The sequence below is a fragment of the Bacillus sp. 22-7 genome (genome assembly GCF_010628845.1).
GTDB classification, from domain to species: domain Bacteria; phylum Bacillota; class Bacilli; order Bacillales; family Cytobacillaceae; genus Cytobacillus; species Cytobacillus firmus_B.
The window spans coordinates 274,377-299,119 of the sequence record NZ_NJQY01000006.1; the positions used below are offsets into that span (position 1 = coordinate 274,377).

29 protein-coding genes are annotated in these 24,743 nt (G+C 42.0%); 7 read left to right on the forward strand and 22 right to left on the reverse strand.

Translation table 11 applies throughout. The features are described from left to right. Nucleotides 1-125 precede the first annotated feature (125 nt). Together CE058_RS05170 and CE058_RS05175 are read right to left on the reverse strand one after the other, a co-directional pair. Nucleotides 126-842 carry a YwaF family protein gene (locus CE058_RS05170; RefSeq protein WP_163140749.1) on the reverse strand — a complete coding sequence of 239 codons (717 nt, stop codon included), beginning with the start codon at nucleotides 840-842 and terminating at the stop codon, nucleotides 126-128. A 173-nt stretch (nucleotides 843-1,015) separates the two neighbouring features. Next, the gene (locus tag CE058_RS05175; RefSeq protein ID WP_163140752.1) at nucleotides 1,016-1,858 is read right to left on the reverse strand and encodes an STAS domain-containing protein; all 843 of its coding nucleotides are present in this window, start codon (nucleotides 1,856-1,858) and stop codon (nucleotides 1,016-1,018) included. Between the two features lie 441 nt (nucleotides 1,859-2,299). Between CE058_RS05175 and CE058_RS05180 the strand changes: the two genes are divergently transcribed. Further along, entirely contained in the window at nucleotides 2,300-3,037 is a 738-nt protein-coding gene (locus CE058_RS05180) for a YqcI/YcgG family protein (RefSeq protein WP_483297533.1), read from the forward strand. A 24-nt stretch (nucleotides 3,038-3,061) separates the two neighbouring features. Here CE058_RS05180 and CE058_RS05185 read toward each other — a convergent pair whose 3' ends face one another. The 4 genes from CE058_RS05185 to CE058_RS05200 form a co-directional block, all read right to left on the reverse strand. Beyond that, a complete protein-coding gene (locus CE058_RS05185; RefSeq protein ID WP_163140758.1) occupies nucleotides 3,062-3,751 on the reverse strand; it encodes a YetF domain-containing protein in 690 nt (229 codons plus the stop codon). 90 nt (nucleotides 3,752-3,841) lie between these two features. Further along, nucleotides 3,842-4,420: a cysteine hydrolase family protein gene (locus CE058_RS05190; RefSeq protein WP_163140761.1), complete on the reverse strand. Its 579-nt coding sequence runs from the start codon at nucleotides 4,418-4,420 to the stop codon at nucleotides 3,842-3,844. A gap of 24 nt (nucleotides 4,421-4,444) precedes the next feature. Next, nucleotides 4,445-4,897: a hypothetical protein gene (locus CE058_RS05195; protein WP_163140764.1), complete on the reverse strand. Its 453-nt coding sequence runs from the start codon at nucleotides 4,895-4,897 to the stop codon at nucleotides 4,445-4,447. After that, nucleotides 4,898-5,686, reverse strand: a complete 789-nt coding sequence (locus CE058_RS05200; protein WP_163140767.1) for a hypothetical protein — start codon at nucleotides 5,684-5,686, stop codon at nucleotides 4,898-4,900. 181 nt (nucleotides 5,687-5,867) lie between these two features. On the opposite strand from CE058_RS05200, the gene CE058_RS05205 reads away from it, so the two are divergent. Genes CE058_RS05205 through CE058_RS05220 form a run of 4 tightly spaced genes read left to right on the forward strand, consistent with a single transcriptional unit; the run spans nucleotide 5,868 to nucleotide 10,501 of the window. Further along, nucleotides 5,868-7,994, forward strand: a complete 2,127-nt coding sequence (locus tag CE058_RS05205) for an MMPL family transporter (protein WP_163140769.1) — start codon at nucleotides 5,868-5,870, stop codon at nucleotides 7,992-7,994. Nucleotides 7,995-8,034: 40 nt separating this feature from the next. Beyond that, nucleotides 8,035-8,706: a response regulator transcription factor gene (locus tag CE058_RS05210; RefSeq protein ID WP_048011480.1), complete on the forward strand. Its 672-nt coding sequence runs from the start codon at nucleotides 8,035-8,037 to the stop codon at nucleotides 8,704-8,706. After that, the gene (locus CE058_RS05215; RefSeq protein ID WP_163140772.1) at nucleotides 8,703-10,097 is read left to right on the forward strand and encodes a sensor histidine kinase; all 1,395 of its coding nucleotides are present in this window, start codon (nucleotides 8,703-8,705) and stop codon (nucleotides 10,095-10,097) included. Before CE058_RS05210 ends, CE058_RS05215 begins: the two co-directional genes overlap by 4 nt. A 5-nt stretch (nucleotides 10,098-10,102) precedes the next feature. Further along, entirely contained in the window at nucleotides 10,103-10,501 is a 399-nt protein-coding gene (locus CE058_RS05220) for a hypothetical protein (protein ID WP_163140774.1), read from the forward strand. 152 nt (nucleotides 10,502-10,653) lie between these two features. Here the strand turns inward: CE058_RS05220 and CE058_RS05225 are convergent, their stop codons facing one another. The 12 genes from CE058_RS05225 to CE058_RS05280 all read right to left on the reverse strand — a co-directional run bounded on the left by CE058_RS05225 (nucleotide 10,654) and on the right by CE058_RS05280 (nucleotide 19,278). Then, complete coding sequence (locus tag CE058_RS05225; protein ID WP_227887884.1) at nucleotides 10,654-11,019, reverse strand: DUF5661 family protein; 366 nt, start codon at nucleotides 11,017-11,019, stop codon at nucleotides 10,654-10,656. A gap of 411 nt (nucleotides 11,020-11,430) precedes the next feature. After that, a complete protein-coding gene (gene arsC / locus CE058_RS05230; RefSeq protein ID WP_048011477.1) occupies nucleotides 11,431-11,850 on the reverse strand; it encodes an arsenate reductase (thioredoxin) in 420 nt (139 codons plus the stop codon). Nucleotides 11,851-11,867: 17 nt separating this feature from the next. Next, on the reverse strand, nucleotides 11,868-13,163 hold the full coding sequence (locus tag CE058_RS05235; protein WP_163140777.1) for an arsenic transporter: 1,296 nt from the start codon (nucleotides 13,161-13,163) through the stop codon (nucleotides 11,868-11,870). 14 nt (nucleotides 13,164-13,177) lie between these two features. After that, a complete protein-coding gene (locus CE058_RS05240; protein WP_048011475.1) occupies nucleotides 13,178-13,522 on the reverse strand; it encodes an ArsR/SmtB family transcription factor in 345 nt (114 codons plus the stop codon). Nucleotides 13,523-13,913: 391 nt separating this feature from the next. Continuing rightward, a complete protein-coding gene (locus tag CE058_RS05245) occupies nucleotides 13,914-14,411 on the reverse strand; it encodes an arsinothricin resistance N-acetyltransferase ArsN1 family A (RefSeq protein WP_163140780.1) in 498 nt (165 codons plus the stop codon). 13 nt (nucleotides 14,412-14,424) lie between these two features. After that, complete coding sequence (locus CE058_RS05250) at nucleotides 14,425-15,672, reverse strand: MFS transporter (protein WP_286167886.1); 1,248 nt, start codon at nucleotides 15,670-15,672, stop codon at nucleotides 14,425-14,427. A 28-nt stretch (nucleotides 15,673-15,700) separates the two neighbouring features. Continuing rightward, a complete protein-coding gene (locus CE058_RS05255) occupies nucleotides 15,701-15,910 on the reverse strand; it encodes a hypothetical protein (protein WP_163140783.1) in 210 nt (69 codons plus the stop codon). Nucleotides 15,911-15,949: 39 nt separating this feature from the next. After that, a complete protein-coding gene (locus tag CE058_RS05260; protein ID WP_163140785.1) occupies nucleotides 15,950-17,323 on the reverse strand; it encodes an FAD-dependent oxidoreductase in 1,374 nt (457 codons plus the stop codon). A gap of 63 nt (nucleotides 17,324-17,386) precedes the next feature. Next, nucleotides 17,387-17,836 carry a MarR family winged helix-turn-helix transcriptional regulator gene (locus CE058_RS05265; protein ID WP_163140790.1) on the reverse strand — a complete coding sequence of 150 codons (450 nt, stop codon included), beginning with the start codon at nucleotides 17,834-17,836 and terminating at the stop codon, nucleotides 17,387-17,389. A 132-nt stretch (nucleotides 17,837-17,968) separates the two neighbouring features. Beyond that, nucleotides 17,969-18,283 (reverse strand): DMT family transporter, encoded by a 315-nt coding sequence (locus CE058_RS05270; protein WP_163140793.1) that lies wholly within the window; start codon nucleotides 18,281-18,283, stop codon nucleotides 17,969-17,971. Next, nucleotides 18,283-18,618, reverse strand: coding sequence for a DMT family transporter (locus tag CE058_RS05275; protein ID WP_163140796.1), 336 nt, complete (start codon nucleotides 18,616-18,618; stop codon nucleotides 18,283-18,285). Before CE058_RS05275 ends, CE058_RS05270 begins: the two co-directional genes overlap by 1 nt. 75 nt (nucleotides 18,619-18,693) lie before the next feature. Next, nucleotides 18,694-19,278, reverse strand: coding sequence for a TetR/AcrR family transcriptional regulator (locus CE058_RS05280; RefSeq protein WP_163140799.1), 585 nt, complete (start codon nucleotides 19,276-19,278; stop codon nucleotides 18,694-18,696). A gap of 198 nt (nucleotides 19,279-19,476) precedes the next feature. Between CE058_RS05280 and CE058_RS05285 the strand changes: the two genes are divergently transcribed. Both CE058_RS05285 and CE058_RS05290 read left to right on the forward strand, forming a co-directional pair. Further along, on the forward strand, nucleotides 19,477-20,211 hold the full coding sequence (locus CE058_RS05285; protein ID WP_163140802.1) for an SDR family NAD(P)-dependent oxidoreductase: 735 nt from the start codon (nucleotides 19,477-19,479) through the stop codon (nucleotides 20,209-20,211). Nucleotides 20,212-20,433: 222 nt separating this feature from the next. Beyond that, entirely contained in the window at nucleotides 20,434-20,943 is a 510-nt protein-coding gene (locus tag CE058_RS05290) for a PadR family transcriptional regulator (protein ID WP_163140805.1), read from the forward strand. Nucleotides 20,944-21,062: 119 nt separating this feature from the next. Here the strand turns inward: CE058_RS05290 and CE058_RS05295 are convergent, their stop codons facing one another. Genes CE058_RS05295 through CE058_RS05305 form a run of 4 tightly spaced genes read right to left on the reverse strand, consistent with a single transcriptional unit; the run spans nucleotide 21,063 to nucleotide 24,657 of the window. Next, nucleotides 21,063-22,124, reverse strand: coding sequence for a Ger(x)C family spore germination protein (locus CE058_RS05295; RefSeq protein WP_163140808.1), 1,062 nt, complete (start codon nucleotides 22,122-22,124; stop codon nucleotides 21,063-21,065). Then, nucleotides 22,124-23,392, reverse strand: coding sequence for a spore germination protein (locus CE058_RS05300; RefSeq protein WP_283934805.1), 1,269 nt, complete (start codon nucleotides 23,390-23,392; stop codon nucleotides 22,124-22,126). Before CE058_RS05300 ends, CE058_RS05295 begins: the two co-directional genes overlap by 1 nt. Next, nucleotides 23,393-23,581, reverse strand: a complete 189-nt coding sequence (locus tag CE058_RS25015) for a hypothetical protein (RefSeq protein ID WP_283934806.1) — start codon at nucleotides 23,579-23,581, stop codon at nucleotides 23,393-23,395. Continuing rightward, nucleotides 23,581-24,657: a GerAB/ArcD/ProY family transporter gene (locus tag CE058_RS05305; protein WP_163140811.1), complete on the reverse strand. Its 1,077-nt coding sequence runs from the start codon at nucleotides 24,655-24,657 to the stop codon at nucleotides 23,581-23,583. The genes CE058_RS25015 and CE058_RS05305 overlap by 1 nt, the downstream gene beginning before the upstream one ends. Between the last annotated feature and the right edge of the window lie 86 nt (nucleotides 24,658-24,743).

Consider the following 24,743-nt stretch of genomic DNA (forward strand, 5'->3'; position numbering starts at 1 on the left):
TACGGGCAGTTTGACCCCCGCTTATCCTCCTTTGATTCCTCTGAGTCTTGAAGTGGGGGTCTTACTGCCCGTTAGACTGCGATAAAAAAATACCGTAATCCTGCCGTCAAGCAGGATTACGGCTTTTAATTGTCCCGAACTCTTTTTTGTTCGGCTCTCTGCAAATAATGCATCGGGAAATAAGTGATAAAAAAGACAACTAACGCAGCTGCTTCAAGTGTTACATAATACCAGACTCCATTCCCGAAAAATGACAGCAGGGTTTTGGTTTCTGTCGGGCTCGCCAAATAGAAGAAATTTGTCCCCAGCAGCAGATTTAAAAAGAAGACTGGCACCGCAATCACATTGAGTGTTAAAAAGCCGGTCAGCACCGCTTTTTTCGGCACCCTGTATCCTTCAAACAAAATAAAATATAGTACGGCCAATGGAATAGCTGAATGATGAAGAAAGTATTTGATGTAGCGGTAATGAGGAAATTGGTAAACCATATCAGGTGTCACCATGCTTAAAATGGGAGGAATTGTACCAATAAAATAAAGCAGCCAAAAAGCTTTTTCATTAGGCTTTAAAAATAGGAAAAGGGCAATAAAAGTGCTCAAGGAACATAACTGCAGCGGCAGATTTGACAAATCCCACTGATTTGTCAGGACCAGCCATACATGATACGTCACTTCACAGGCAAGCAACGTAAAAAACAGCGTCCATTTAATGATTTTCTGATACGCCCTGAGCGCCTGCCTGTAATACACCAGCCACCAGGCCGTAAAAAAGAAAAGAAACAACGTAACCAGATGCATAAGCGAAAAGATTTCAAAACCCTGCATTCCCGTTACCGAAAACATGATGTCATCACCCCTCAATATTCATTGAAGTGCTGTTTGATTCATTGTATTCACGGTTGGGAAAATTAACACGGTTCATGTGCGGAAAAATTGAATTGATGACCACTGTAGAAAGGTTTAAAACAAAAAAGGCAGAGGAAATTCAAATCTGAATTCCTCTGCTATGTTCAATTTTACCCATGCAGTTCTTCAAATGCCTGATACACATTTGCTCTTACCTGAATGCCATTCAGATTAATGCCGAGCGTAACAATCGTCTGTGCCACTTCCGGGCGGATTCCTGTAATGATGGTCTTAACGCCGGCAAGCGATAAGGCTTCAATTACTTTAAACAGCTGATCTGCCACCATGGTATCGACAATCATGACACCGGAAAGGTCTAATATTAAATGAGACAGCTTTAGGTGTGCAGATTGTTTTAATGTTTCTTCCATTAACAGCCGGGCTCTTCCTGTATCTATATTTCCAATTAACGGAAGGATGCCCACCCCTTTTGAAAGGGGAACAACCGGGACAGATAGCTCAAGGAAAGCCTGCTTTGCATTCTCGAGGGTTAACTGATGGTATTGAACATAAGCCATGCTAAAACAATGAATGGAATGATCCAGAAGGGGGTCTATCAAATAGACAACCTTTATAACCTCTGATGCTGTCATTTTATGCTCCATCATCGTTTTTTCAAGTTCATTCCAGATATATTTTCGGTAATATCCCGCATCCTTTAAAGCTTCATCCAAAGGGATTCCGAGCTTAAAGAAATACTTGCCTGTCTCCTTGCACCATTTTTCAATCTTTTCCATTGCTTCATCTTTGTTCTCATGATTCAGCAATGCTTCACCGAACAATTCAATAAACTCAGCACGAATCTGAACAATGTGCGCTTCCATTTTCTCTGCCTGTGATCTTTCTGTTTTAGTCATCTCGACGTCGCTCATTCGATCCTTATGCAGTTTTTTCGCTATTGTGTCCTTCTCTTTTAAAATCTTTTCCCCTAAAAGAAGCATCTGATTATTCATGTTCTCCCCCTATAGCACCTGGATTTAATCCTTTAACACTGAGTCCGCTTCGTCCTAAACACATTACATTACCCGGTTGTTTTTTAGAATAAACCTTTGATTTAAAATTTTATGGACTTTTTGTGATTACCTGCCCCTTTTTCTATAGGAAGAGTATTTGGAGTTATTCCTTCTCTTTAACTCCGGTTTTTCAGCGTTATTCCTTATCATTAACTGCCATTTTCCAACCCTCATCTGATTTTTTGTCACCGTAAACCCGACATGACTACATTTCTTCTACTCTCCGCCTGTATTCGTAGTCATGACCACCAATATCCTCCCTTTCACCAATTCAATCCGCAAATCCCTGCCCCCACCTCTGTCCGCCCATTTTCACCATGGACACTCACCCGCCTTATCCCACTTTGAATATAGTATAGGAGTTAGAGGGGGGTGACCAAGATCAGCCATTTATATACTGCCAGCTCCTCCAGCCTGCAGAGTTTAGAAGATTGGCAGCTGAATGCCTTAGATAAATTTCAGAAAAAGATGACCGACAAAGAAAAACCCTTCCCCTGCATCCCTGCAACCATCGGGTTTGCCAACAATCAGCTTCGTTATGGATTTTCGGACGATCCAGGAAATCCGTCCTCCATTCAGCAGACAGCATCCATCCTGAAGGAATTCACAAAGCACTCAAGAAATTACGGAAGCTACACTTCACTGATCATTTTTTATAAACATAAGGATCATTTGAGAGTGGAGGAGTATGAGCAGCTTTTTTGGGATCAGCTGACGGGGCTGTCTGAGATAGATGAGGTGGAGTGGCCAAACGGAATCCCTAAAGACCCGCACGATCCGCTTTGGGAGTTCTGCTTTCATGGGGAAAAATATTTTATGTATTGTGCAACCCCTGCGCATAAAAATCGGCAGAGCCGCCATTTTGATACAATGATGCTTGCCATCACGCCGAGATGGGTTCTGCAGGAGTTCATGAAGAAAGAGACGTTAGCATCCCGCATTAAAAATCAGGTTCGCAAAAGGCTGCTCAATTATGATACTATCAGCATCCATCCTGATCTGAACAGTTATGGCAACGAAGATAATTTAGAATGGAAACAATATTTTCTTCGGGATGATGACACCGCGATTTCCAAATGCCCCTTTCATCGCCTGCTGGGGACGTTCAAGAATAAATAGGAGGACAGAAACCGCTTCTGTTCTCTATTTGGTTTTTCTATCGATATATAACGTACCGTCCTGCTGGACTTGTGCAAAAAATACATCTTCTGCTGAACTGATATTTGCTTTTTGCAGTTCCCTTTCAAGCCAGCCTTTTTCTAAATGTAATTTAGACAGATTTTCTGAATTGACCTTTCCATCGGAAATAACATCCGTAGGTAATGGAAAGAGAACATTTTTTATGCTCTGAATGTTTAAATCCATTTTCGTAACTGGCTGCTGACTTTCTTTTTTCAAAACAGACAGATCTCCGTTTGACTCCAGGATGGCGCAATCGACATCCTTAAAGGAGAATATATCCTTCTGCCTTAATAACGCCTGAAGCTCATCCAGGTCCACCCTTGCTGCTTTAAGAGCGGCTTCCATAATCTTGCCTTCTTTTATGACAATCAATGGGTCACCTGTTGTAACTGACCTTCCCTGTTTTGATTTGAGGTCGATGATATCCAATGCGATGGTGTAAGCCGTCCAAACAATTAGTGCGATTACTCCATCCTTAATGGGGGTCCTGTCATCCACGACAAGGTTTCCGGCAATAGACCCGATTCCGATGGCTGAAGCCCAATTAAAAAAGGTCATTTGCCCAATTTCCTTCCGGCCCATTAGCCTTGCCAGCATAAATAACACCATAAACGAGATGGTTACACGCAGAATCGTTTCATTAACCGGCATATCCAAACCACACCTTTCCATATAGACATCTTTTAAAAAATAGAGAGCCGTAATCCCTTTGCCCGGAAGCAGGCCTGAATGCAGCCTGCTCTAAAATGTTCTGCTGCTTAACTGGTTTATCACTTCATCGGAAGTCACAATCACTGCAAATTCTTTATGCAATGCCGCCAGCTCCAATTCCTGCACTGTTTTCGCCGAATGGACAACTCCCTTATGATCAGTGATGTCAAAAGCGGCAACCGCATCTGACACCAAATAAGTAATAAACCCTAAATTAGCGCTCATTCGCGTTGTAGTTGACACACAATGCTGTGTTGACAGGCCTGTGATGACAACTGATTCAATCTGCTGCTGCCGCAATTGGATTTCAAGTTCTGTGCCGATGAAGGCACTGTTCACATTCTTTGTGAAAACCTGTTCCCCTGATTTTGGAGCCAGCAGGTCCTTAAATTGGATTCCCGCTTCATTTTTGTGATAAAGAGGCGATTGCGGGTCAAGCGACAAATGCTTTGAAAAGAAAATAGGCCACTTCCGCTTCCTCCATTCTGTCAGCAGGCGAAACGCATTGTTTTCAGCCTGGGGATTGTTCCGCTTCCCCCAGTATGGGTCGTCAAATCCCTTTTGCATGTCCAAAACCAACAATGCTGGTGCAGTAGGAAATCTATTCATTTCACTTCCCTCCTAAAAGGATCGTTAATTTACTCTGGCGACTCCGTTTGCAAAATGCTCCCAGAGGATTGCTTCAACCTGTTTTCCTTCTTCTTCATGGCAGCCAATAATCAAAATAACCTCAGACTTTACTCCTTTTAACAGCCGCTTATTTCTAGTTCTTAGCTTAATAAGTGTGAAATCAATTGCAAAGCCAAGCAGAAATCCAACCGCAGCCCCAATCAATCCCCAATAAATTGGTCCCCATTCCAATATAAATCCTCTGCTGGCTCCAACAACTGAGAACATTACCGCCAGTACCATCCCTTTATTTATAAGTGATACTCCATCTGACTTGTGAATTGTGTCAAACATCCCCGGATCCTCCGTCCGGTTATCCAGTGGGACCGAATATATGTCAGTTATCCCCTGCTGTTCCAGCTTCCTGATTGCAAGTTCAAGATAGGGTGAATGGTCAAATGTTGCAAATACCTGCATTTACTTCACCTTAATGCCTTTCTGTAAATGAAATGAATTTGTTTGATAATACTTTCTTAAGAACTTCTTCTGCTCGGTATCATATAATTTATTGTTTTCAACAACGTTCATATAGGTATCATAAAGTGTAAAAAAATAAAATGATGGCAAATAAAGCAGCCACTGTGCATTTAAAACTTGAGATGATTTCTTAAGTTCTCCTATTAGGAGGTAATGGAATGCTTCGATAAAATGAGAAAAATGGACAAGTACAACCGTCATAACCAATGTAAAAAAGGCGCCAAAGATTCTATGAATGTATAATTGGCCAAGGCTTGGGATGGTCAACGACCATAAAATAGCGGCTATGGGGTCTCTCTTATCCAGGTAATTGATCTCGAATGGTTTTATCACTAATCTCTCTATGGTGCTTGCGTCTTTTTCGTTCAGAAGAAAAATTTTATTCATGTCTACAGTTGTCCGGTAACTATCCCAGATGGCGAAAATATATACAGGAATATACAAATGCATGTATCTGATATCTATTACATCTTTTGCTTTTTGAATATCTCCGATGAAGCTATAAACCATGGCTGAATTCAAATGAATCATTTGGTTTATAAATAATTCCCAAATAACCAGGGAAAAGCCCCTAAGATATTTATTTAACAGCAGATGACCGTAGCCCGGAAATACTGCAGACCACATAGCAACTACATAGGGATTTCTCAAATGAATTTGTGAGGTTCCAAAAATACTTAAATACGCAAGCTTAGGAACCGCTTTTTGATTCTTGTATGTATATGGCATAAATCCACCCCAGCTTTATCTGAAAAAACCATTATTGGTATTTTCCATCAAGAAGGATCTTTTCATACATCTTTCAGAGTCATTTAGCATTGTATTTGATGAAACTGTAAACGAAAGTTGATATAAAGTTTATTTTCATTTTGTAAGATAATCCTTGAAATTAGTTTTAGGAGGCATTTATGTGAAAAAACTGCTGCATGGGGTTACAGATTGGGTTTCCACCAAACGGGGAATGTGGATTACGATTATCGGCTGGCTTGTGCTGATGATCGGCTTAAGTGCAGGTCCGATGCTTGGAGATTATAAAACAAATAATTTCCAGTCGCTTCCTGATGACGCGAAATCCATAATTGCCCAGAATAAAACAGAAGAATATTTTCCAAACAAACAAGGAACTCCGGGCATCCTGGTTTTCCATAATGAAAATGGCGAGGTTGAAATCGACGAAGCTAAACAGATTCTGGAAGGAATCATGAAAGAAGACATCGATGGAGTCAAGACGATTATCGATATCAGCAAGCTTCCGCCGCAAGCCCTCGGTTCTTTCATTTCTGAGGACAAGTCCACGTTAATTGTGCCGATGGAGCTTGAACAGGGACTTGGCAATGATCAGTATGCCGAGATCAATGATCATGCGTCAAAAGCAGGCAATAAAATTGCGGAGGATCTCGAAAGCACTTCCTTTTATATCACGGGTCCAGCCGGTATTGCCGGAGATACAGTCAAGCTGTTCGAACAGGCGGACTTTGTTCTCCTGATTGCCACCGTTGTCATCATTCTTGTACTGCTTATAGCCATTTACCGTTCACCATTGCTAGCTATCATTCCACTTCTGGCAACGGTAATCGTCTACCAGGTCGTGAACCAGAGTGTTGCTTTAATGGGTGCCGGCGGACTTGAGATCAATAACCAGACGACCTCTATCATGAGCATCTTGCTGTTTGCTGCCGTGATAGATTATTCTTTATTTGTTTTCTCCCGTTACCGCGAGGAGCTCAATCATTTCGAAAACAAATACGAAGCCATAAAACATGCCATGCGGGCAACCGGCGAGCCTGTTTTCTTTGCGGGCGGAACGGTACTTGCTGCCATGCTGGTTCTGTTCTTCGCTGATTTCCGCGATTATCAGAACTTTGCACCGATTTTTGGAACGGCGATGTTTTTTATCATGCTCGCGTCAGTTACACTGGTTCCAGCTCTATTCACCCTGTTTGGACGCAAGGCGTTTTGGCCGAAGGTTCCTAAATACGGTGCTGAAACAGAAGTTAAACATAGTGTCTGGGGACCCATTGCCAGATTCGTTGTGAACAAGCCCGGCCTCTCAGGCGGAATTGTCGGCATTTTCATGCTGATCACAGCGTTTAATATTTTCAGCCTTGATTATGAATTCGACACCGTCAAGAAATTCCCGGAAGACCTGCCATCGCGGGTTGGCTATGAAATAGTCGAAGCAAGATATGACAAAGGCGAGCTGGCTCCTTCGACACTTCTGGTTGTCAGCGATCAGAAGCTGGCTGAAAACGATACAGCAGCGATAAGTGAAAAGCTGCAGGAATATGAGGAAGTTGCCTCTGTCCGCCTGTCTGCCCTATCCGAAGACGGCAAGGCGGCAATAATGAGTGTGGCATTATCCATCAATCCATATTCAAATGAAGCCATATCCTTTATGAAAGATCTGCGTGACGACACACCAGAGTTATTAGAAGAAATCGGTGTGGAAGCTGAGTCCTACTATAGCGGGGTCACTCCGAAAATAGTGGACGAACAGGATGTCAACAGCGATGATATAATGAAAATTGTCCTGCTTGAAACGGTCCTGATACTTGCATTGTTATTTGCGCTAACGAAATCCATCAGGATGCCGATCTACATGATGGCAACTATTTTGCTCTCATTTGTCTCGGCTTTAGGGCTAGGGATATTCCTGGTTGATGTATTATTCGGCTTTGATGCCATCAGCTCCCGAGTTCCAGTCTATTCATTTATTTTCCTAGTCGCATTGGGGATTGATTATAACATCATCCTGGTTTCGCGTTTTATGGAGGAAAGGAAGAAACATCGAGTGAAGGACGCTCTTGAAATTTCCATCCGCAATACCGGCGGCGTTATTTCTTCGGCAGGCCTCATTCTGGCTGCTACCTTTGCCGCCCTGATGACCATGCCAATCGCGGACTTATTCGTCTTCGGCTTCATCGTTGCGATGGGAATATTGATTGATACCTTCCTAGTGAGAGGGATGCTGCTTCCGGCATTAATCTTATTCTTTGAAAAAGATAAGGAAACTTTTCGGCAAAACATTTCGGAATAGAGTGAGGGTCCCTCCCTATTCCCTTTAAGGAGGCCCTGCTATGAAAATACTAGTCGTAGATGATGATGTGCATATACAGAAACTCGTAACGATTCATCTAAATCATGAAGGCTATCAGGTGCTGCGTGCGAACAATGCTCAAGAAGCATTGGCGCTGCTGGAAGAGCAGACGGCAGATTTAGCTGTTGTCGATGTCATGATGCCTGGCATGAATGGATTCGAACTCACCAGGATTTTGACTGACGACTTCGGAATCCCTGTTATTCTTCTGACGGCAAAAGGGCAGCTCAGTGATAAAGAACAGGGCTTCCTATCCGGATCTGAAGATTATATTGTCAAACCGTTTGAAGTGAAAGAGCTCCTTTTCCGGGTAGCCGTGGTGTTAAGAAGAGCCGAGCGGGCGATGGAAACAGTCGTTAAGGCCGGTAATCTGACCATTGACAGAAAAAGCTTTGAAGTGGAAATCAATCAGGAGACCATCCTTTTTCCATTAAAGGAATTTGAGCTCCTAAGCCTGCTTTCGGCCCGCAAAAATAAAATAACACAGAGGGCCGCATTGATTGAACAGGCTTGGGGAGCCGATTATGAGGGCAGCGAACAAACTTTAAATACCCACATCAACCGAATTCGCGACCGGTTGAAAAAATACGGGGCAACCGTTGAGATTCAGACTATTCGCGGCATCGGGTATAAGCTTGAGGAAACCAAATGAAGTCGCTCTACCGGAAATTCATTGCAGCCACACTTGTGATTTTAGCCATAAGTATCCTGCTTTCCTTCTTTTTAACCAACTGGGTCTATATGGCTTCGACAAAAGGGAAAATCGACAGACACAATGTAGTGATTGCAGAGGAAATTGCGAATGGCCTTGAACATATGCATTCCTCCGGCTCCACTTATAAAACGTACTTAAATTCGATGAGCAAGCTCGGCTATCAGCTCTATATCGTGAGTGAATCCGGAGATGGAGAATTCTTCGGGCAGCCTTTCAATAAGACAGAGCTGCCTGAAGAAGCTGAAAAGGTACTGACTGATCAGAAGGTCTATCATGGGATGGATAGCTTCGCCGGCCAATTTCTGATGATGGGTCATTTTTCAAACGACCTTGAAAATACGGTCGGCGTCCCTTTTACCATGGACAATCAGAATTACGGGCTTTTTCTCCGGCCGGATAATAAGCTGCTTTTCTCGGACATTCACATGATCTTCGCGTGGTTCTTTGTCGCCATTGCCGTTGTCAGCATCACCGGGGTGATCTGGTTCGCCAAGCACCTGATCAAGCCGATCACGAAGCTAACGGAAGCGACCAGGGAAATTACCCGTGAGAATTTCAACTTCCCATTGAATATTGAGCGACGGGATGAAATCGGACAGCTCGCGGAAAGCTTCAGCCGCATGCAGGCTCAGCTGCAGCACAATGATGAGGCCCGCAAATCATTCATCAACAATGTGTCCCATGACTTTCAGTCCCCTCTCATGAATATTCAGGGGTATGCGGAGCTTCTGCAGACACAGAAACTGTCAGATGGAGAACATTTCGAATACGTGCAGATTATCGACCAGGAGTCCAAGCGGCTGTCCAATCTGACCAAACAGCTTCTGCTATTGACTTCCCTTGACCAGAATTCCTATCCGATGAAGCTCTCGGAGGTGAAACTGGACGATCAGATTAAGGAAACCATCCGCAGGCATCAATGGCGGCTGGAGGAAAAAGAAATTGAGGTTTCGTACAAGCTCGCGCCCGTCACATTAAAGGGGGACCCCGAGCTATTAGTAAATATCTGGGACAATCTGCTGACGAATGCGATAAAATATAACTCGCATGGCGGCAGCATTCTGATCAGCCTGTATCAAACCCAAACAGCGATTGAAGCTGTTTTTAAAGATACCGGAATTGGAATATCAGAGGATGCGATCAGCCAGATTTTCGAGCGCTTTTACCGGGTGGACTCGGCCAGGAAAAAAGATGGCACAGGACTCGGGCTATCGATTGTAAAACAAATCATTGAGCTGCATAATGGGGAAATAAAGGCAGACAGCAAGGCTGGCGAAGGCACCACCTTTACCATTACATTTTTCAGGGAGAAACAACGGGAGGAATAAACATTATGGAACAAAAATGGAGTATTAGATTAATAAGGTTTGCAGCTATCTTTGGCATTATTGGAACCTATCTTGGTTCGCATATGTCCGGGCAGATGGATTATTCGTTAAGGCCCATTCATGCTCACATCCTGCTGGTAGGATGGCTTTCCGTCTTTGCCTGGGGAATCTTTTATAAAGTCTACCGCGTAAAATATAAAAAGCTCGTATCCATTCACAGCATCCTTGGAATGGCAGGAGCACTTGGTCTGACAATCGGCATGTGGATGTATACTTTAAATCCGTTTAATTTAGGAGATACCTTTGTTCTGGTCTTCTTTATTGTCGGAGGAACCCTGCTGCTGCTGGCCTTTGCACTCTTTGTGGCAATTACCTTTTTAAATGAAAAAACTTCGGAACAGTAAGTTATAAAAGCAATGCAGTCCTCTTTTGGAGTCTGCATTGCTTTTTTAAAATGATAAGAAAGGAGAAATTTTAACTTTGAGAACTGTCCAGCGAAAGCAGCCTACCCCCTCGAGGTGTTGGGGGTGACCAAGGCGCTTGCGCTTTTCTTTAGTCAGCCTTGCTGCAATGAATTCCAATAGGCTTTAGCTTCCGCTTCCAAAACTTTTAATCTCTTGTAATAGTCAGGAAACTCGTTAAGATGCGCCAGGGCAATTTTCCCTGTAAGAAGCGGGTCATCTCCAGTAACATTGGTTTGGCTTGATCGTTTTCCATGTTCCAGTTCTGTATTAACACCCATCCAGAATTCATTCAGATCAAACTGGGTTTTCGTAAAATCAATTCCCAATAGCAGTGCAATGGCTGCGGCCTCTTCTTTGGAAAAGCCTGCTCTCTGTCTGCTGGTATTTGGAAAAGCCTGATGATTCACATGTCCTCTGCTAAAGTGATGCCCGTAAGGATAAGAATAATACAACAACATTCACCTCTCCATGCCAGATACCATAATGTATGTGAATGATTTTTTTAGGAGCATGGACTTGAACAAAATAAAAAAGGGCCCAAAAGGCCCTTTCCTAACAGCATCTTCCAGTATTCCCGATCATCGAGATCCCGCTTCCGTTTCCGCTTCGCTCTAATACAAGATCCTCGGTGTTTGGTTCAATAATCGGATCGATTGCTACTTTGATTTCATTGATTGTGACAATAAAATCATCTGATTCCGGCTCATCCAGAGCCAGTCCTATTCTTGGCTGTCCTCAGCCATAGCCGTCAAAAAAGATGCGGACGCTGCTGGCATTTTGTTCTTCCAGCATTTTTTTCAATTCGTCACGCGCATTGTCTGTAATTTTCAAATCTGTTCCCTCCCTTTGAATGTTTTTAAGTATATTATTTACTTTCCTGTTTCGGCAAATGTTTTAATTCGGCCGCCGATTTCATCCCGTACACGCTGGAAGAAAGCCCATTTTTCTTCTTCTGTTCCTTCTGCTTTCGCAGGGTCATCAAATCCCCAATGCTCGCGCTTTACATGTGGAGGTGTCATCGGGCATTTATCAGCTGCATCGCCGCAAAGCGTTACAACCAAATCTGCATTATTGAGTATTTCCGGATCAATGATATCAGAAGTCTGGTTTGAGATGTCAATTCCAGCTTCATTCATTGCTTTTACAGCGTTCGGATTCAAGCCATGTGCTTCAATCCCTGCACTATAAACATTCCATTCTTCACCTAAATGCTGTTTTGCCCATCCTTCTGCCATCTGGCTGCGGCATGAGTTGCCTGTGCATAGGAAGTAGATCGTTTTTTTAGTCATGTTGAGATTCTCCTTTTTTAGATAATCATTAGCCAAATGTACAATCCGGTTAATGTGATGAACAGTGTTGGAACGGTTAATATAATCCCTGTTTTAAAGTACGTTCCCCATGAGATTTTTACTCCCTTCAGGGACAATACATGAAGCCACAGCAAAGTTGCGAGGGATCCAATCGGCGTAATTTTTGGGCCTAAATCCGACCCAATCACGTTCGCATAGATAAGGGCTTCACGGATAATGCCGCTTGTATCGGTTTCCGCAATGGCCAAAGCGTCAATCATCACGGTAGGCATATTGTTCATGACAGAAGAAAGGATGGCCGCAATGAATCCCATTCCGATCGTTGCTGCAAATAGTCCCTGGTCAGCTGTGATTTGAATTAAATCAGCCAATACATTTGTAAGACCCGCGTTTCGAAGTCCGTATACCACTACATACATGCCTATCGAAAAGAAAACGATAGCCCATGGTGCACCTTTGATGACCGTGCGCGTATTCACGGCAGGGCTTCTTCGCGCCATGATCAGAAAGAACACTGTTACAATGCCTGCGATGAATGAAACAGGGACACCAATCCACTCACTGGCAAAATAGCCTATTAATAAGATGCCTAAAACGAGCCATGACAATCGGAACATTTTGCTGTCTTTAACTGCTTCGGCTGGTTTTTTCAAATGAGATAAATCATAATTCTTTGGAATACTTTTTCTAAAGTATAAGAATAAAACCAAAATGCTGGCACCCAGTGAAAAGAAGTTCGGGATAATCATGCGGGAGGCGTATTCCACAAAGCCGATTCCAAAAAAGTCAGCTGAGACGATATTGACCAGGTTGCTGACAACCAACGGCAGTGACGTTGTATCTGCAATAAATCCGCTTGCGATAATAAACGGAAAAACCAATTTTTCCTCAAATTGAAGGTTCCGCACCATCGCAAGGACAATTGGCGTGAGAATGAGTGCCGCTCCATCATTCGCAAAGAATGCGGCGACAACCGCTCCCAAAATGGAAACATAAATGAACATCTTCACTCCGCTGCCCTTTGCCGCTCTTGCCATATGTAAAGCGGCCCATTCGAAAAACCCGATTTCATCTAAAATAAGCGATATTATGATGATGGCAATAAAGGTTAATGTGGCATTCCAGACAATGGATGTAACTTCTATGACGTTATTGAAATCCACCACACCGGCTATTAAAGCAAGGATAGCTCCGCCGCATGCGGACCAGCCGATGGACAGACCTTTTGGCTGCCAAATGACTAATATGAGGGTGACTAAGAAAATCACCGATGCTAAAATTATTTGAGTCAATGTATTCCCCCCTCTTACTCACAGGAAATTCGCAATCCCTGCTCTTCCAATTCTGTTAATAAATAATCCTGGCTTGGAAGGTGATCAAGCACAGTCTGAACCAATTGGTAATATTCACTTTCCTGATTCAATGAATAAATAATCCACTGACCCCTCCTGTTTTCCTTTACCACACCTGCATCTTTTAGTTTCCGAAGATGCTGGCTGATGGCTGGCTGGCTCATTTTAAAAATTTCCACAAATTCACACACACAGCAATCATGATTATTTAATAGCTTCACCATTGTGAGCCGTGTTTTATCGCCGCATAATTTTAAAATGGATGCTGCCTTGCCGATTTCAACTGTGGATTCTATCATGATATCATCACCTCCGCTTTGCATATATTAATATATAATGATTTGCTTATATAAGCAAATGGTTTTTTTCTTATTTACAATAACTTTACATATATTTTGCTTTTTATTTTAGCAGTATTCGTTTGGTTTGCCTGTTTTGAAAAAGGAGAAGTTTACTTGTGTGGCTGCCTTACTCCATGCACTTTCAGACAGGGACTGCTCACGGGAGGAGCGACTCATGGCCACTCTCCATTCATTCGGACAGGGAAGGAAGAAATCCTAGAGTTCCTGTCCGAACTTTGTCCAACTTCGGACTAACAATCCGGAAATCTGAGTTTCCTAATCTGGCAGCCCGCCGAACATATAGAAAAACCCGACAAAAAAACGGCTAAACTAATAGCCGCACTTCTATTTAAAGTAGTTTTTCCATAGCCATCACATCAACAAATTCTCCATCCAAAACACCCTGGTTTTGAAATATCCCTACTTCACGAAACCCCAATTTCTTATACAGACTCTGTCCCAGTCCATTAAATGGAAAAGTAAATAAAACCAGCTTATGGAACTTGTTTTCTCTTGCTTTCTTTTCGAGGGCAGAAAGCAGCTTACCGCCTGCCCCCTTGCCCCTGAATTCCCTGGAGATATAGACTGAGATATCTGCCACTCCATTATAAGAACAGCGGCTGCTGTACGGATTCAGAGAAGCCCAGCCGATTACTTGACCTCCTTTTTCTGCGGCAAGCACACTAAATCGTCCCTGATGCTGTTCAAACCAGTCTGCCATATAGGAAAGATCTTTTTCCTCTGTTTCCAATGTAGCGATGCGGTCTTTTATTCCCTGATTATAAATCTCCATAATCTCTTCCAAATCTGTCTTCTTCGCTAAACGAACAACATTTTCACTAATCATTGCAGTTCCCCCGCTAATAAGATTCATAAATCTCTTTTTTTATAAAAGTGTTTAACCTATTGGCTAAAACTGTCCATATCGCAGCTAAAATAAGCAGTATGAACGAACCGCCCCAATATAAAAATGTAAAACCAGCTTCTAATTGGATTACTATGTAACTAATTGCAGGTCCTAAAGCTGCCCCTACATCTTGAAAGATGGTGTATACCGTAAGGAAAGAAACCACGTTTGCAGTTTTTGCTGTGTCCAGGGCAATCGTATCCAGAATGGTTGATAAAATAGTAGCACCGGCCATCACTAAAAGAGTAACTGCTATCCAAAGATATAATGGAAGTTTAGCAGATACCAAGCCAAAGACACCCCCTGCAAAAATCAGGGAAACAATAAAAATCGGCAGCCTCCCCGGCGCCCCATCAGACCAGTGCCCCACTGTTTTCCCCAGAAAGGGTTCCCATGTCCACCTTACCGCTTGTATTAGGCCTGATAAAAAAGTAACACTGACAGCCACATTCCATATTGATATACTCTCTCCGTAAAAATGTTCAATCAAGGAGCTCATTGTGGATGTCACTATTCCCTGATATAGCATGGCAATGAGAAAGCCTGATACAATAATCGCTGCTTTATATGCGGTCCTGCCAATGAAAGGCTTCTCTTCAGCCATTGTACCAATCTTTCCGGGTGTCTCCTCAACTTGATTAATTTTAGAGCTCAGCATTAGAGGAAGCCCCAACAGGGACAATAATCCAAATGCAATTGAAACCGTACTCAAGCCTATAATCGGAACGAGCAAGCCCCCAACCAGCATTCCGACCAGGCTTCCTGTACGGTAGAGCCCGTTATATAAGCCCATAGAACTTCCACGCTTATTGTTTTCAGCATAAACAGCAACAACCGACAATCCTCCGATCCGAAAAAATGACCAGGCAATCCCCCATAATGAACGGAGGATCACCCAGGACGCAAACCCTTCGAACACACCGTATCCTATCGTTGTGAATCCGCCTAACAGAACCGCAATGATCAGACCAGCCTTTAATGAAATGTGTTTATACATCCAGCCTGCCAATGGATTAAAAGGCAATCGTATGAATCGGTTTATGGAAAGGAGCACACCCACTTGCCAAATTGATTCAAGCCCAGCAGTTTCCCAATAAATAGGCAAGGCAATGTACAGCATGGAATCTCCTAAGAGACTTAAAGCTGTGACGATGGCGACTATTATAATTGGCTGTGAAGATAATTGATCTTTGATAGTCACCAGGATTCATCCTCTCCGGTTATTAAATTTAATCATTCGGATGTTTAATTAAATCCCGATAAGCCAAAATAAATTGTTCATACGTTTCCTTCCCCATTTCAATCTCCCGCAATCGAAACAGCCTTTCAAACGTTTTATCTTTTGCTTCCTCAACAGAACACCCAAAAGCATTCATGATTAATTTAATATAGGATATAAAATATTCTTTTTTGAGAGCTCCAGCATGATTTATGGTCATTATTATCACCTATTCAATTATATTTTAAGGAGCAGCGAATCAATTGCAGCAGGATGACGCAGACACTTCAATTGAACTTTTTAAATTAACGCTGCATACACCTGTTTCCGGCAAATCCAGCTCCACTTTTTCTGCAGCAGCGAAATCACCGCTCAAATAAGCAGCCACAGACCTGACCTGCTCATAGCCTGTCGCCATCAAGAAGGTTGGAGCACGGCCATAGCTTTTTGAACCCACAATATAAAAATTTTTCTCAGGCTGTCTTAATTCCTTTTCTCCATGGGGACGAACCGTTCCGCAGCTATGAATATTAGGATCAATTAATGGTGCCAATGAACCTGCACTTTCAGTTGCAGAATCAATGGAAGTACGAAGTTCACTTATAATTGAAAAATCTGGACGGTTTCCTGTATTGACAATCATTTCATCGATTCCATTCAGGCTTCTCTGCTTCCCGTTTTGGCTGCCTATTAACTCGATTCCCGTTTCCGACTCTTTGACGAGCTGGATACGAAATGGAGTAACGGCCTCCACTTGCCCTTTATCAACCAATTGATGGATTCTCCTTCCGAGGCGGCCGCGTGCTTCAAGTGCATCTTTTTCTTCTCCTCCATAAGCATCCTCAACCTGATTTCTTCTCATAATCCATAAAATCTCCGTTTTGGGATAGGACTCTTTCAAAGCGGCTAAATCCAGCAAGGCATTAATCGCTGAATGGCCTCCGCCGACAACTGCAACTCGCTTATTCCGATAGCGCTGCTGCTCACTCCCTAATACATCGGGTATTCCATAAAATATCTTTTCATTTAGTTTCTTCTCATCAGCCAGCCAAATTCCGCTTGATGAAGCCGGATTAGGATTTCCCCAGGTTCCTGCAGCATCAATGACTGCTCTCGATTCGAAAGTTTTGTACTCTCCATTCTGCTCAGCATGGATAACAAAGGGAATGTCTTCCCGGTTTGCGGTTTTCATTTTATCGGTGTCTTTCCTGCCAACTGATAAAACTTTCGTATTAAGGTGAAAGAAAGGCTTTATTTCAGGTAAGCTCGACAGCGGCTTTAGATAGTGTTCAACAAGTTCCTCCCCGGTAGGCAAAGCTTCCAATTGCGGCTGTACCCAGCCATTTGCGCTTAATAACCTGGCAGCAGCTTTATCAATATTGTATCGCCATGGTGAGAATAAGCGAATATGTCCCCAGCTTTTGATATTAGCTCCCGCTTGCTTTCCCGCCTCGAGCAAAATAAATGATTGCCCCCTGCTTGCCAGGTGTGCAGCAGCTGCCAGACCCACCGGTCCGGCTCCAATTATAGCCACAGGCAGCTCTTTTGTTTCCCTCTTGCCTAATGAATTCTTTTCTAGTTCGTTTTTCTTAGGTGTGCAGCATCCTTTTACAAGATCATTCTGATTAGTCATGCTTTCTCCTCTTTTCTCCAATTATTTTTACTTGCAAAATGCAAGTTTTTACTCCAGAGGCATTTACCCCTGAAACGGCTTACAGCATGCACTGGATTTTGCCATTGCATTATTTAACAAATGAATCGAGCGGATGACTGTTTCTTTTTCAAACTCATTCATTTGTGAAAAAACCTCTTGTAAAAAAGAATTCATCTGCTGATCGATAGAACCTGCAATATATTTCCCTTCAGCAGTCAGCGAAAGAATACTGATTCTCTTATCAGCAGGATCTGGCGTTTTCTTAACTAAGTTCACTTTCACTAAAGATTGAACCTGCCTGCTGAAAGTTGTGATATCGGTCCCTAATGTATCCGCAATCTGCTGCATGGACGGGTTATGCTGATTGTCAATCTCATAAAGAATATGGCTTTGAATGAGGGAAATATCGCATCCGCCGACACTGCAGCAATTTTTATTGAGTAAGCCAAAACGGCGCGTCATTACTTGAAACAAACTGCGAAGATTTTCCATTATTTTCACCTCTTGGTTACATTATAAATATATTATTTGTATTTTGCAACTAATTTTTATTTATTTTTCTAGCAAAAAAAACAGACCAGCATTCAGGTCTGCTTCCAATTATTCTTATAACTTAAAACTTTATTAAGATGTCATCCCCAGACCAATGACTCCAATTAAGATAAATGCCAGGGATAATAACTGTTTATATTCGAATCTTTCTTTAAACCAGAATAAACCGGCGAGTGTAATGCCAATGCTTCCCACTCCCGTCCAAATTGCATAAGCCACACCGGCTGGGATTCTTTGCATAGCCATGGATAAGCAGAAGAACGAGAAAATAAAGCCAACTGTCATTACAGCAATCGGCCATTTCTTTTTCGTTCCATCCATGTATTTCATCGCGATTGTGGCAATCACTTCTTCTATCCCCGCCAGGACCAATAATCCCCAGGCCATTAAGATTCACCTCCCGCTTCCGTGTTTTCCTGTTTCGTAAAGGTCTTCATGCCAATGATCCCTGCCAATAAAATCACCAGAAAGAATAATTGAGTAACCGAAAAAGGCTCTCCCATTATCACACCTAAAATATAGGTACCCACAGTTCCAATTCCGACGAAAACGGTATAAGCCGCCGCAACAGGAATTACCTTATAAGAGCGGATCAATAAGATGAAACTTGCTGCAATCAGCAATGTGGTAATCGTCCACTCCAGAAATGAATCTGCATATTTTAAACCTGAAGCCCAGATCACTTCAAGGATGCCGGCTGCAAATACTAACATCCATTTCATTTGCTCTCAACCCCATATGAATGACTGTCAGTCATTTTTATTTTTAGAAAAATTATTGGAAGCAGCCCAATAATTTTAATCTTTGATTAGTGATTTCCTGATAAATTTAAAAAGTTCTTCTTTATAAACAGACAGGGATTCATCCTGCTCTGCGCCAATATAATATCTTTCAGCAGCATTTTCAATAAGGTTTATAATGGTCCTTGAGGTCCATTTCACATTAATGTCTGCATAAATTTCTTCTTTCTGCACTGCCTTGCTGATTTCAATCTCAAGCCATTCGTAATATGGCCGGTATACCTCTTCCCATTTTTCCAGGGAATGATTGAATGCAAGTCCCGAGTATACAAGTACTATGATATCTTTATGTTCATCGGTAACCTTAAAGGTCTCATCGATTACGCCATCTAAAGTGCTCCAAAAGCTTTCTGTTTCCTCTACCTTTCTCTTCATCCGCTCCAGTATCTTTGTGAGAAGTGAATTGGCGATCGCAGGAACCAAATCACTCTTTGAAGAAAAATATAAATAGAACGTTCCCTGAGCGATGCCTGCTTTTTTAACGATCTCTGATACTGAGGATTTTTCAAGTCCCTTTTCAGAAATAACCTCTATAGAAGCGTTCAGTATTCTGCTGTATTTATCATCTGGCCGATGCTGCATATGATTTACCCTCCTTGCACAAAAGCGAATGACTGACTGTCATTCATTATACCAATCCATTTCCTTTCTATCAAGAATAATGAAAGTTCCCTTAAAACTTGGTAATTTTCCAGAACTAATTACTTTGCGCAAAGTATATTATCGATTATACTTAATTTGTAAACGTATTCTATAAAGATAAATCAAGGGGGCATTATCATGGGTAAATTCGATAATAAAATTGTATTGGTTACTGGCGGAGCATCAGGAATGGGAAAACGCATGACTGAGCTTTTAGTCGATGAAGGGGCATATGTTATTGCAGCGGACATTAATAAAGAGCTCCTGGACGTTGTCAGCCAAAATGAGGCAGTGGAAGGCAAATTGCTGAATGTCATGTCTGAGGATGATTGGAAAAAGGCTGTGGAAGAAATTGTTGCCGATCATGGAAGAATCGATGTTCTTATCAATAATGCGGGCATTTCAAGTGAGAAGCATATGGATGATGTGACAATTGAAGATTGGGATCTCATGATGCGCATCAATGGTTTCGGACCATTTGCAGGAATGAAGCATGTTTTGCCGCAAATGGTCAAACAGCAGAGCGGTGCCGTTGTGAATATTTCCAGCTACACAGCCATGGTGGGAATGGGAACAAACACATACACTGCTTCAAAAGGGGCTGTCAGAGCCATCTCCAGAGCGGCAAGCACACAGTTTGGCCGATTCGGGATCAGGGTTAATGCTGTTTTCCCTGGAGTTATTAAAACGCCAATGACAGAAAACCTGTCAGAATCCAGTGAAGTGCTGCAAAGATTAATTCAGGCAACTCCGCTTCAAAGACTTGGTGAAGCGGATGACGTGGCACGCGCTGTCATGTTCCTTGCTTCAGATGATGCTTCTTATATTACAGGAGCAGAATTAGTTATTGACGGCGGATTTTCTGCACAATAAACACAAAGAACTGTTCCCGCTGCGGGACAGTTTTTTTGTGTTCCCTCATCTCCCATGTGATGGTTTGCACAGTTTAATAGGAGCAGCTGCGCTGAATACGATACAGCAGCTTTTCCCCCTGTTCTTCCATTTGGTATTCCAATGCTGCTTGCATTAAAATGACATTAGGGTAAGATATCCTGTATTCGAGCAAAGGTATTGTCTAAAAAGGAGTTACCAATCATGTCTATCCAAATTGTCATTCTCGGTCTATTAGAAGAGAAAGAATATCATCCATATGAAATGAAAAAAGTCATTTTAGAACACAAATGGGATCACCTATTCCCCGTTACGGACGGCAATTTATATCATGCCATCCGCAAGCTCGAAAAGCATAAGTGGATCCAGGCGGAAAAGCAGGAACAGGTGAACAACCGGCCAAACCGGACTGTCTACCGAATTACTGAAGATGGAAAATATCAGCTTTCTGAAGAAATCATAGAGGTCTTTAAAAAGCGGATGCCAGAACCGCGATCCCTTTATCCAGCCCTATTGTTTGTTCAATCAGCCCAAGTCTCCGAAGCAGCTGAACATATAAAAAACTGGATTTCTGATTTGAAGGCAGAAAGCAAAGTAAAGCATGACTACCAGGCGGTCATTCCCAATCTGATACAGGAACATTACAAGGGCTTAAATGAATTTTATATGAATTGGCTGACAGACATTCTCCAGGCCTTGGAGGAAAAAAAATAAGCAGAATAGGGATCGGTTCCCTTTTCTGCTTATTTCAAATAATCCATATCAATGACCCGATTTTTCGAACCGCCCGAATGTATAATTTCAACATCGACTATAATGCTTTTCAAAGAATCTTAAGTCAAATGTTTATTTTTCTTCCATTCCTGCCAATTGTCACGGTATAAAGTGTGTTCCAAATTGAGAAAGTCCGTATTCTCCTTAATGCCCAAATCAAATAGCTTTTGTATTTCGTTTTTTATAGCTGCTTCAGTCAGCTCTTCCATTTGTTTTAAATTGGTTGTTTTATTATTATCTCGATTGGTGATGTACCCTTTAGCCTCTACTTCGATATCAATCCTGCCATCCCTTGCTCTATACATGGCTTTCGGATCGTCAAATACTGGCAGAAACTCTGGATCATCTTCATTCGGCACTAACACCTGTATTCTTTCCATCTTGGGAATGACCCACCTTATACCCTTTAACACATCATAGGGATAAAACCCCTTAAAGTTTTTATTCTTTATAAAGAAAGCACCATTTAATGCTAGTTTTGGCTCCTTCTTTTTATTTTCTTCCCATTGAGAGGCATTTATAGATAAGGATGGCACATATGCCGTAAAAGCCGGCTCATAAATTTGTTTGGCAAGCTTAAAAAACTGGATAGGCCTGAGCTTAGAGCTCTGCTGAAAAACTGATTCTGGAGCATGCAAAATTGTATCCAGTGTTGTCTGGCCAAAAAAGCCAAGCGTGGAAAGAATATCTTTAATCGGTTCTTTCGTTCCGTAAACCCAGGGAGTCAGCCGAAATTCATGGTAACGGGTCAGGCCATCCAAAATTTCATGAAACCCCTGTTCTAAAGCAGATTCGCTTAAGACGATGGCAGTTACATGCGCCCATATAGTCCTTGCCTGGGCAGTATTGTAGACTTCAAAGAAAGCACTATTAAATGTTTCTCCTTCAGCCTCAGATACCCACATTTTCGCAGGAGACGTATCTCCTCCTTCTGTTTTGGCAACTTTCATTAGATCCACCATCTGGATATAGGTATGGTACTTTCCATCTTTATAATCCACCCCAATGGCAGTAGCATAGTTAAGATCCTTCATTTCTTTAATATCTGTACATCCTGTTTGTGAAACCAGAATCAGGAAAGCCACAGCCATTAAAAGCCCTTTGCGCAAAGTCAGCAGCATCACTTTCTCCCCCTTTTTAGCATCGGGGCAGTAAAATCACGTCTTTTAAAAGGATTAATCAGCAAGGCTGAAAAAATCTCTTTTGGTTTAAGCGAAACAAGCGGTTCCATATAGGCCATTTTATAGGACTCTAATTGACACAAATAGATAAGAACACCAAATACACAAAGGAACACACCAAAAATACCCAGGAAAGAGGAAATAAGCAGGGTTATAAAACGCAGTACTGTCACCGTTCCCGATAAAGATTGATTTACCAGTGTATAAGTTGCTACTGCAGTCAGAGCGATAACAACAATAATCGTCGGTGATGCAAGTCCGGCTCTGATGGAGGCATCCCCAATGATCAGGCCGCCAACAATCGATATAGTCTGCCCAACAGCCGTAGGCATTCTGACCCCAGCTTCTCTCAGCAATTCAAACAAGCCAAGGATAAAAAAAGCCTCCAGCCCTCCAGGCAGCGGCAGTCCATTCCTTGATACAACCACTGTCGCTAAAAGCGGAAAAGGGAGCTGATCCACATTTATATCAGCAATCGCTATCCAAAAGCCTGGAAGGAAAATGGCGATCACAATGCCAACCAATCTTAACATCCTTTGAAATAGAACAAAGTAATAGGGAAAATGAAGATCCTCAGGCGACTTGGTTAGTTCTGTCAAATTAGCCGGGCCAATCAAAACCATAGGAGAGCCATCAACGATAATAATAAACCTTCCCCGGAGCATACACTCGATGGTAAAATCCGGCCGTGTAATGTAATCGAACAGAGGAAATATAGAAAACGTCCGGTCTGAAATCCATTGTTCAAGCTGTCCTGCACTCAAAATACTCTCCGTTTGAATTGTGCTCAGCCTCTCCCGGACTTCTTTAAGCATGTCTGGATTAATTTTATTGGTTAAGTACAATAGTGAAACCTTCGTTTGGCTCAATGACCCAATTACAAAGGATTCATTGTATAGCTTAGGGCTTTTAATCCTTTTTCGAATTAAGGAGATATTTGTATTTATTTCTTCTGTGAATCCGTCTTTTGGTCCTTTGATGGATGTTTCCGTTTTAGACTCCTCTGGAGACCTTTTTGGAATATTGGCAATGTCTATAGCCCAGAAGAACGGTCGTCCATTTCTAAAAAAAATCAAAAAACCGGAAAATACCTTTTCAACCATCAGCCTAAAAGAATTTAAAGTCATAATCGGCGGCAGATCAGGCAGCTGCTCCATATCTCTCTCTTTTGAAAGGAAGGTAAAAACACTATTATAATATTCATTCATTTAAGTGCCATCGACCATACCCTCACAATAAATTACAGTCGTATCTCCCTCTGATTGTTTAAATTGTGCTACTTTTACATCGGAATAGCTTTTAAAAAAATCCAGAAGGTTTTTTTCATCCATTTTCCCACTGGAAAGCTTTTCTTCCATGGCTCTTATATTCTCAGACAAATGGTGATCAAGCTCCATTAAAATGGCACTCCCTTCTTTTTAGGCAGATAGCTTATGGCAAATAGAATTAGAGAAAGTGCAAACCCTCCAAAAAAAAGGATTGGATAATAATATCCTGCAATTTTTTTCTGGAGCCAAATATCGCTTAAGGGCACAATGGAAATCGAAGAAAATAAAATTCCGCTTATAATGAGAAAGGATCTTTTTCCTTTCTCTGATTGAATGTCAAACAGTTCCACAAGAAAAGAGAGACATAAAGAAACTTTGATTATTGAACCTGACAAAAATTGAAAAACTGCTAAAAAGTCAAGGTGGGAAACTTGTCTTCCCAATTGAACCAATCTCCACTGTTCAAATGCAGGATAACGAAAGTTGGACGAAACAGACGGCCCGAAGGAAGAAATAGACCCCATCGTTGGGCCTAAGACAAGACCTAAAAGAATTGTAATCAGAATGAGTAAGTGGAAGTATGTGAAAGGCTTTTTCATCCGATCTTGAATTAAAAATAAAACCAGCAAGTCAATACTTCCTCCCAAAACAATGATTACTCCGTCTTTTATGGGGTCAAAACCGTTCTCCAAAACAGGAAGAAGATAGGAATATTCTTTTTTGTTTAAGGTGGAAAAAGCCACAAAATACCCCAATGTCCATACAATAGGCAATAATAAAGCTGACATATAGGCAATTACCTTAAACCCTTTATATGCAGCCCACACACAAAGAAGCAGAAAACATCCCGTGACTATCCAAGCTGGAGTTACCGGGAGGAAATATATCTTTATCAGAAGAATGAAATCATATGATGCCAGGATTCCGCTCACAAAGAAATAAACGGCGAAAATCAGTATAATTCCCCTGGAAACAAATTTCCCTGCCCTATCTTTTATCCAGCTCCTCAAGCCCTCTCTCATCAGCCTTTTCAAAATGAAATAAAGAAATAGTCCCCAGAGAAGGAGTATCGCATAAGCAGCCAGTACACATACCCACGCATCACGATTCGCTGCTCTTAAAAGGTGTGGAAGGATCATGACGTGATTTGATATTCCTGTAAATAAAATCAGCAAAAACGATATTTGGAGTCTGGAATATTTCATAGTCAATCCCCGCTAACCAAGTGTAATAGAGATAATTTTTGCCATATTGGATTATTTATGCATCGTAAGGACCGGCCAAAAAAGAA

Excerpts from the sequence above, each read along its gene's own strand:
- CE058_RS05170 (WP_163140749.1), bottom strand. The coding sequence starts at position 842 with ATGTTTTCGGTAACGGGAATGCAGGGTTTTGAAATCTTTTCGCTTATG.
- CE058_RS05175 (WP_163140752.1), bottom strand. The coding sequence starts at position 1,858 with ATGAATAATCAGATGCTTCTTTTAGGGGAAAAGATTTTAAAAGAGAAG.
- CE058_RS05185 (WP_163140758.1), bottom strand. The coding sequence starts at position 3,751 with ATGCCGGTTAATGAAACGATTCTGCGTGTAACCATCTCGTTTATGGTG.
- CE058_RS05190 (WP_163140761.1), bottom strand. The coding sequence starts at position 4,420 with ATGAATAGATTTCCTACTGCACCAGCATTGTTGGTTTTGGACATGCAA.
- CE058_RS05195 (WP_163140764.1), bottom strand. The coding sequence starts at position 4,897 with ATGCAGGTATTTGCAACATTTGACCATTCACCCTATCTTGAACTTGCA.
- CE058_RS05200 (WP_163140767.1), bottom strand. The coding sequence starts at position 5,686 with ATGCCATATACATACAAGAATCAAAAAGCGGTTCCTAAGCTTGCGTAT.
- CE058_RS05210 (WP_048011480.1), top strand. The coding sequence starts at position 8,035 with ATGAAAATACTAGTCGTAGATGATGATGTGCATATACAGAAACTCGTA.
- CE058_RS05215 (WP_163140772.1), top strand. The coding sequence starts at position 8,703 with ATGAAGTCGCTCTACCGGAAATTCATTGCAGCCACACTTGTGATTTTA.
- CE058_RS05220 (WP_163140774.1), top strand. The coding sequence starts at position 10,103 with ATGGAACAAAAATGGAGTATTAGATTAATAAGGTTTGCAGCTATCTTT.
- CE058_RS05225 (WP_227887884.1), bottom strand. The coding sequence starts at position 11,019 with ATGTTGTTGTATTATTCTTATCCTTACGGGCATCACTTTAGCAGAGGA.
- arsC (WP_048011477.1), bottom strand. The coding sequence starts at position 11,850 with ATGACTAAAAAAACGATCTACTTCCTATGCACAGGCAACTCATGCCGC.
- CE058_RS05240 (WP_048011475.1), bottom strand. The coding sequence starts at position 13,522 with ATGATAGAATCCACAGTTGAAATCGGCAAGGCAGCATCCATTTTAAAA.
- CE058_RS05245 (WP_163140780.1), bottom strand. The coding sequence starts at position 14,411 with ATGATTAGTGAAAATGTTGTTCGTTTAGCGAAGAAGACAGATTTGGAA.
- CE058_RS05255 (WP_163140783.1), bottom strand. The coding sequence starts at position 15,910 with ATGACCATAAATCATGCTGGAGCTCTCAAAAAAGAATATTTTATATCC.
- CE058_RS05260 (WP_163140785.1), bottom strand. The coding sequence starts at position 17,323 with ATGACTAATCAGAATGATCTTGTAAAAGGATGCTGCACACCTAAGAAA.
- CE058_RS05265 (WP_163140790.1), bottom strand. The coding sequence starts at position 17,836 with ATGGAAAATCTTCGCAGTTTGTTTCAAGTAATGACGCGCCGTTTTGGC.
- CE058_RS05270 (WP_163140793.1), bottom strand. The coding sequence starts at position 18,283 with ATGGCCTGGGGATTATTGGTCCTGGCGGGGATAGAAGAAGTGATTGCC.
- CE058_RS05275 (WP_163140796.1), bottom strand. The coding sequence starts at position 18,618 with ATGAAATGGATGTTAGTATTTGCAGCCGGCATCCTTGAAGTGATCTGG.
- CE058_RS05280 (WP_163140799.1), bottom strand. The coding sequence starts at position 19,278 with ATGCAGCATCGGCCAGATGATAAATACAGCAGAATACTGAACGCTTCT.
- CE058_RS05285 (WP_163140802.1), top strand. The coding sequence starts at position 19,477 with ATGGGTAAATTCGATAATAAAATTGTATTGGTTACTGGCGGAGCATCA.
- CE058_RS05290 (WP_163140805.1), top strand. The coding sequence starts at position 20,434 with ATGTCTATCCAAATTGTCATTCTCGGTCTATTAGAAGAGAAAGAATAT.
- CE058_RS05295 (WP_163140808.1), bottom strand. The coding sequence starts at position 22,124 with ATGCTGCTGACTTTGCGCAAAGGGCTTTTAATGGCTGTGGCTTTCCTG.
- CE058_RS05300 (WP_283934805.1), bottom strand. The coding sequence starts at position 23,392 with ATGAATGAATATTATAATAGTGTTTTTACCTTCCTTTCAAAAGAGAGA.
- CE058_RS25015 (WP_283934806.1), bottom strand. The coding sequence starts at position 23,581 with ATGGAGCTTGATCACCATTTGTCTGAGAATATAAGAGCCATGGAAGAA.
- CE058_RS05305 (WP_163140811.1), bottom strand. The coding sequence starts at position 24,657 with ATGAAATATTCCAGACTCCAAATATCGTTTTTGCTGATTTTATTTACA.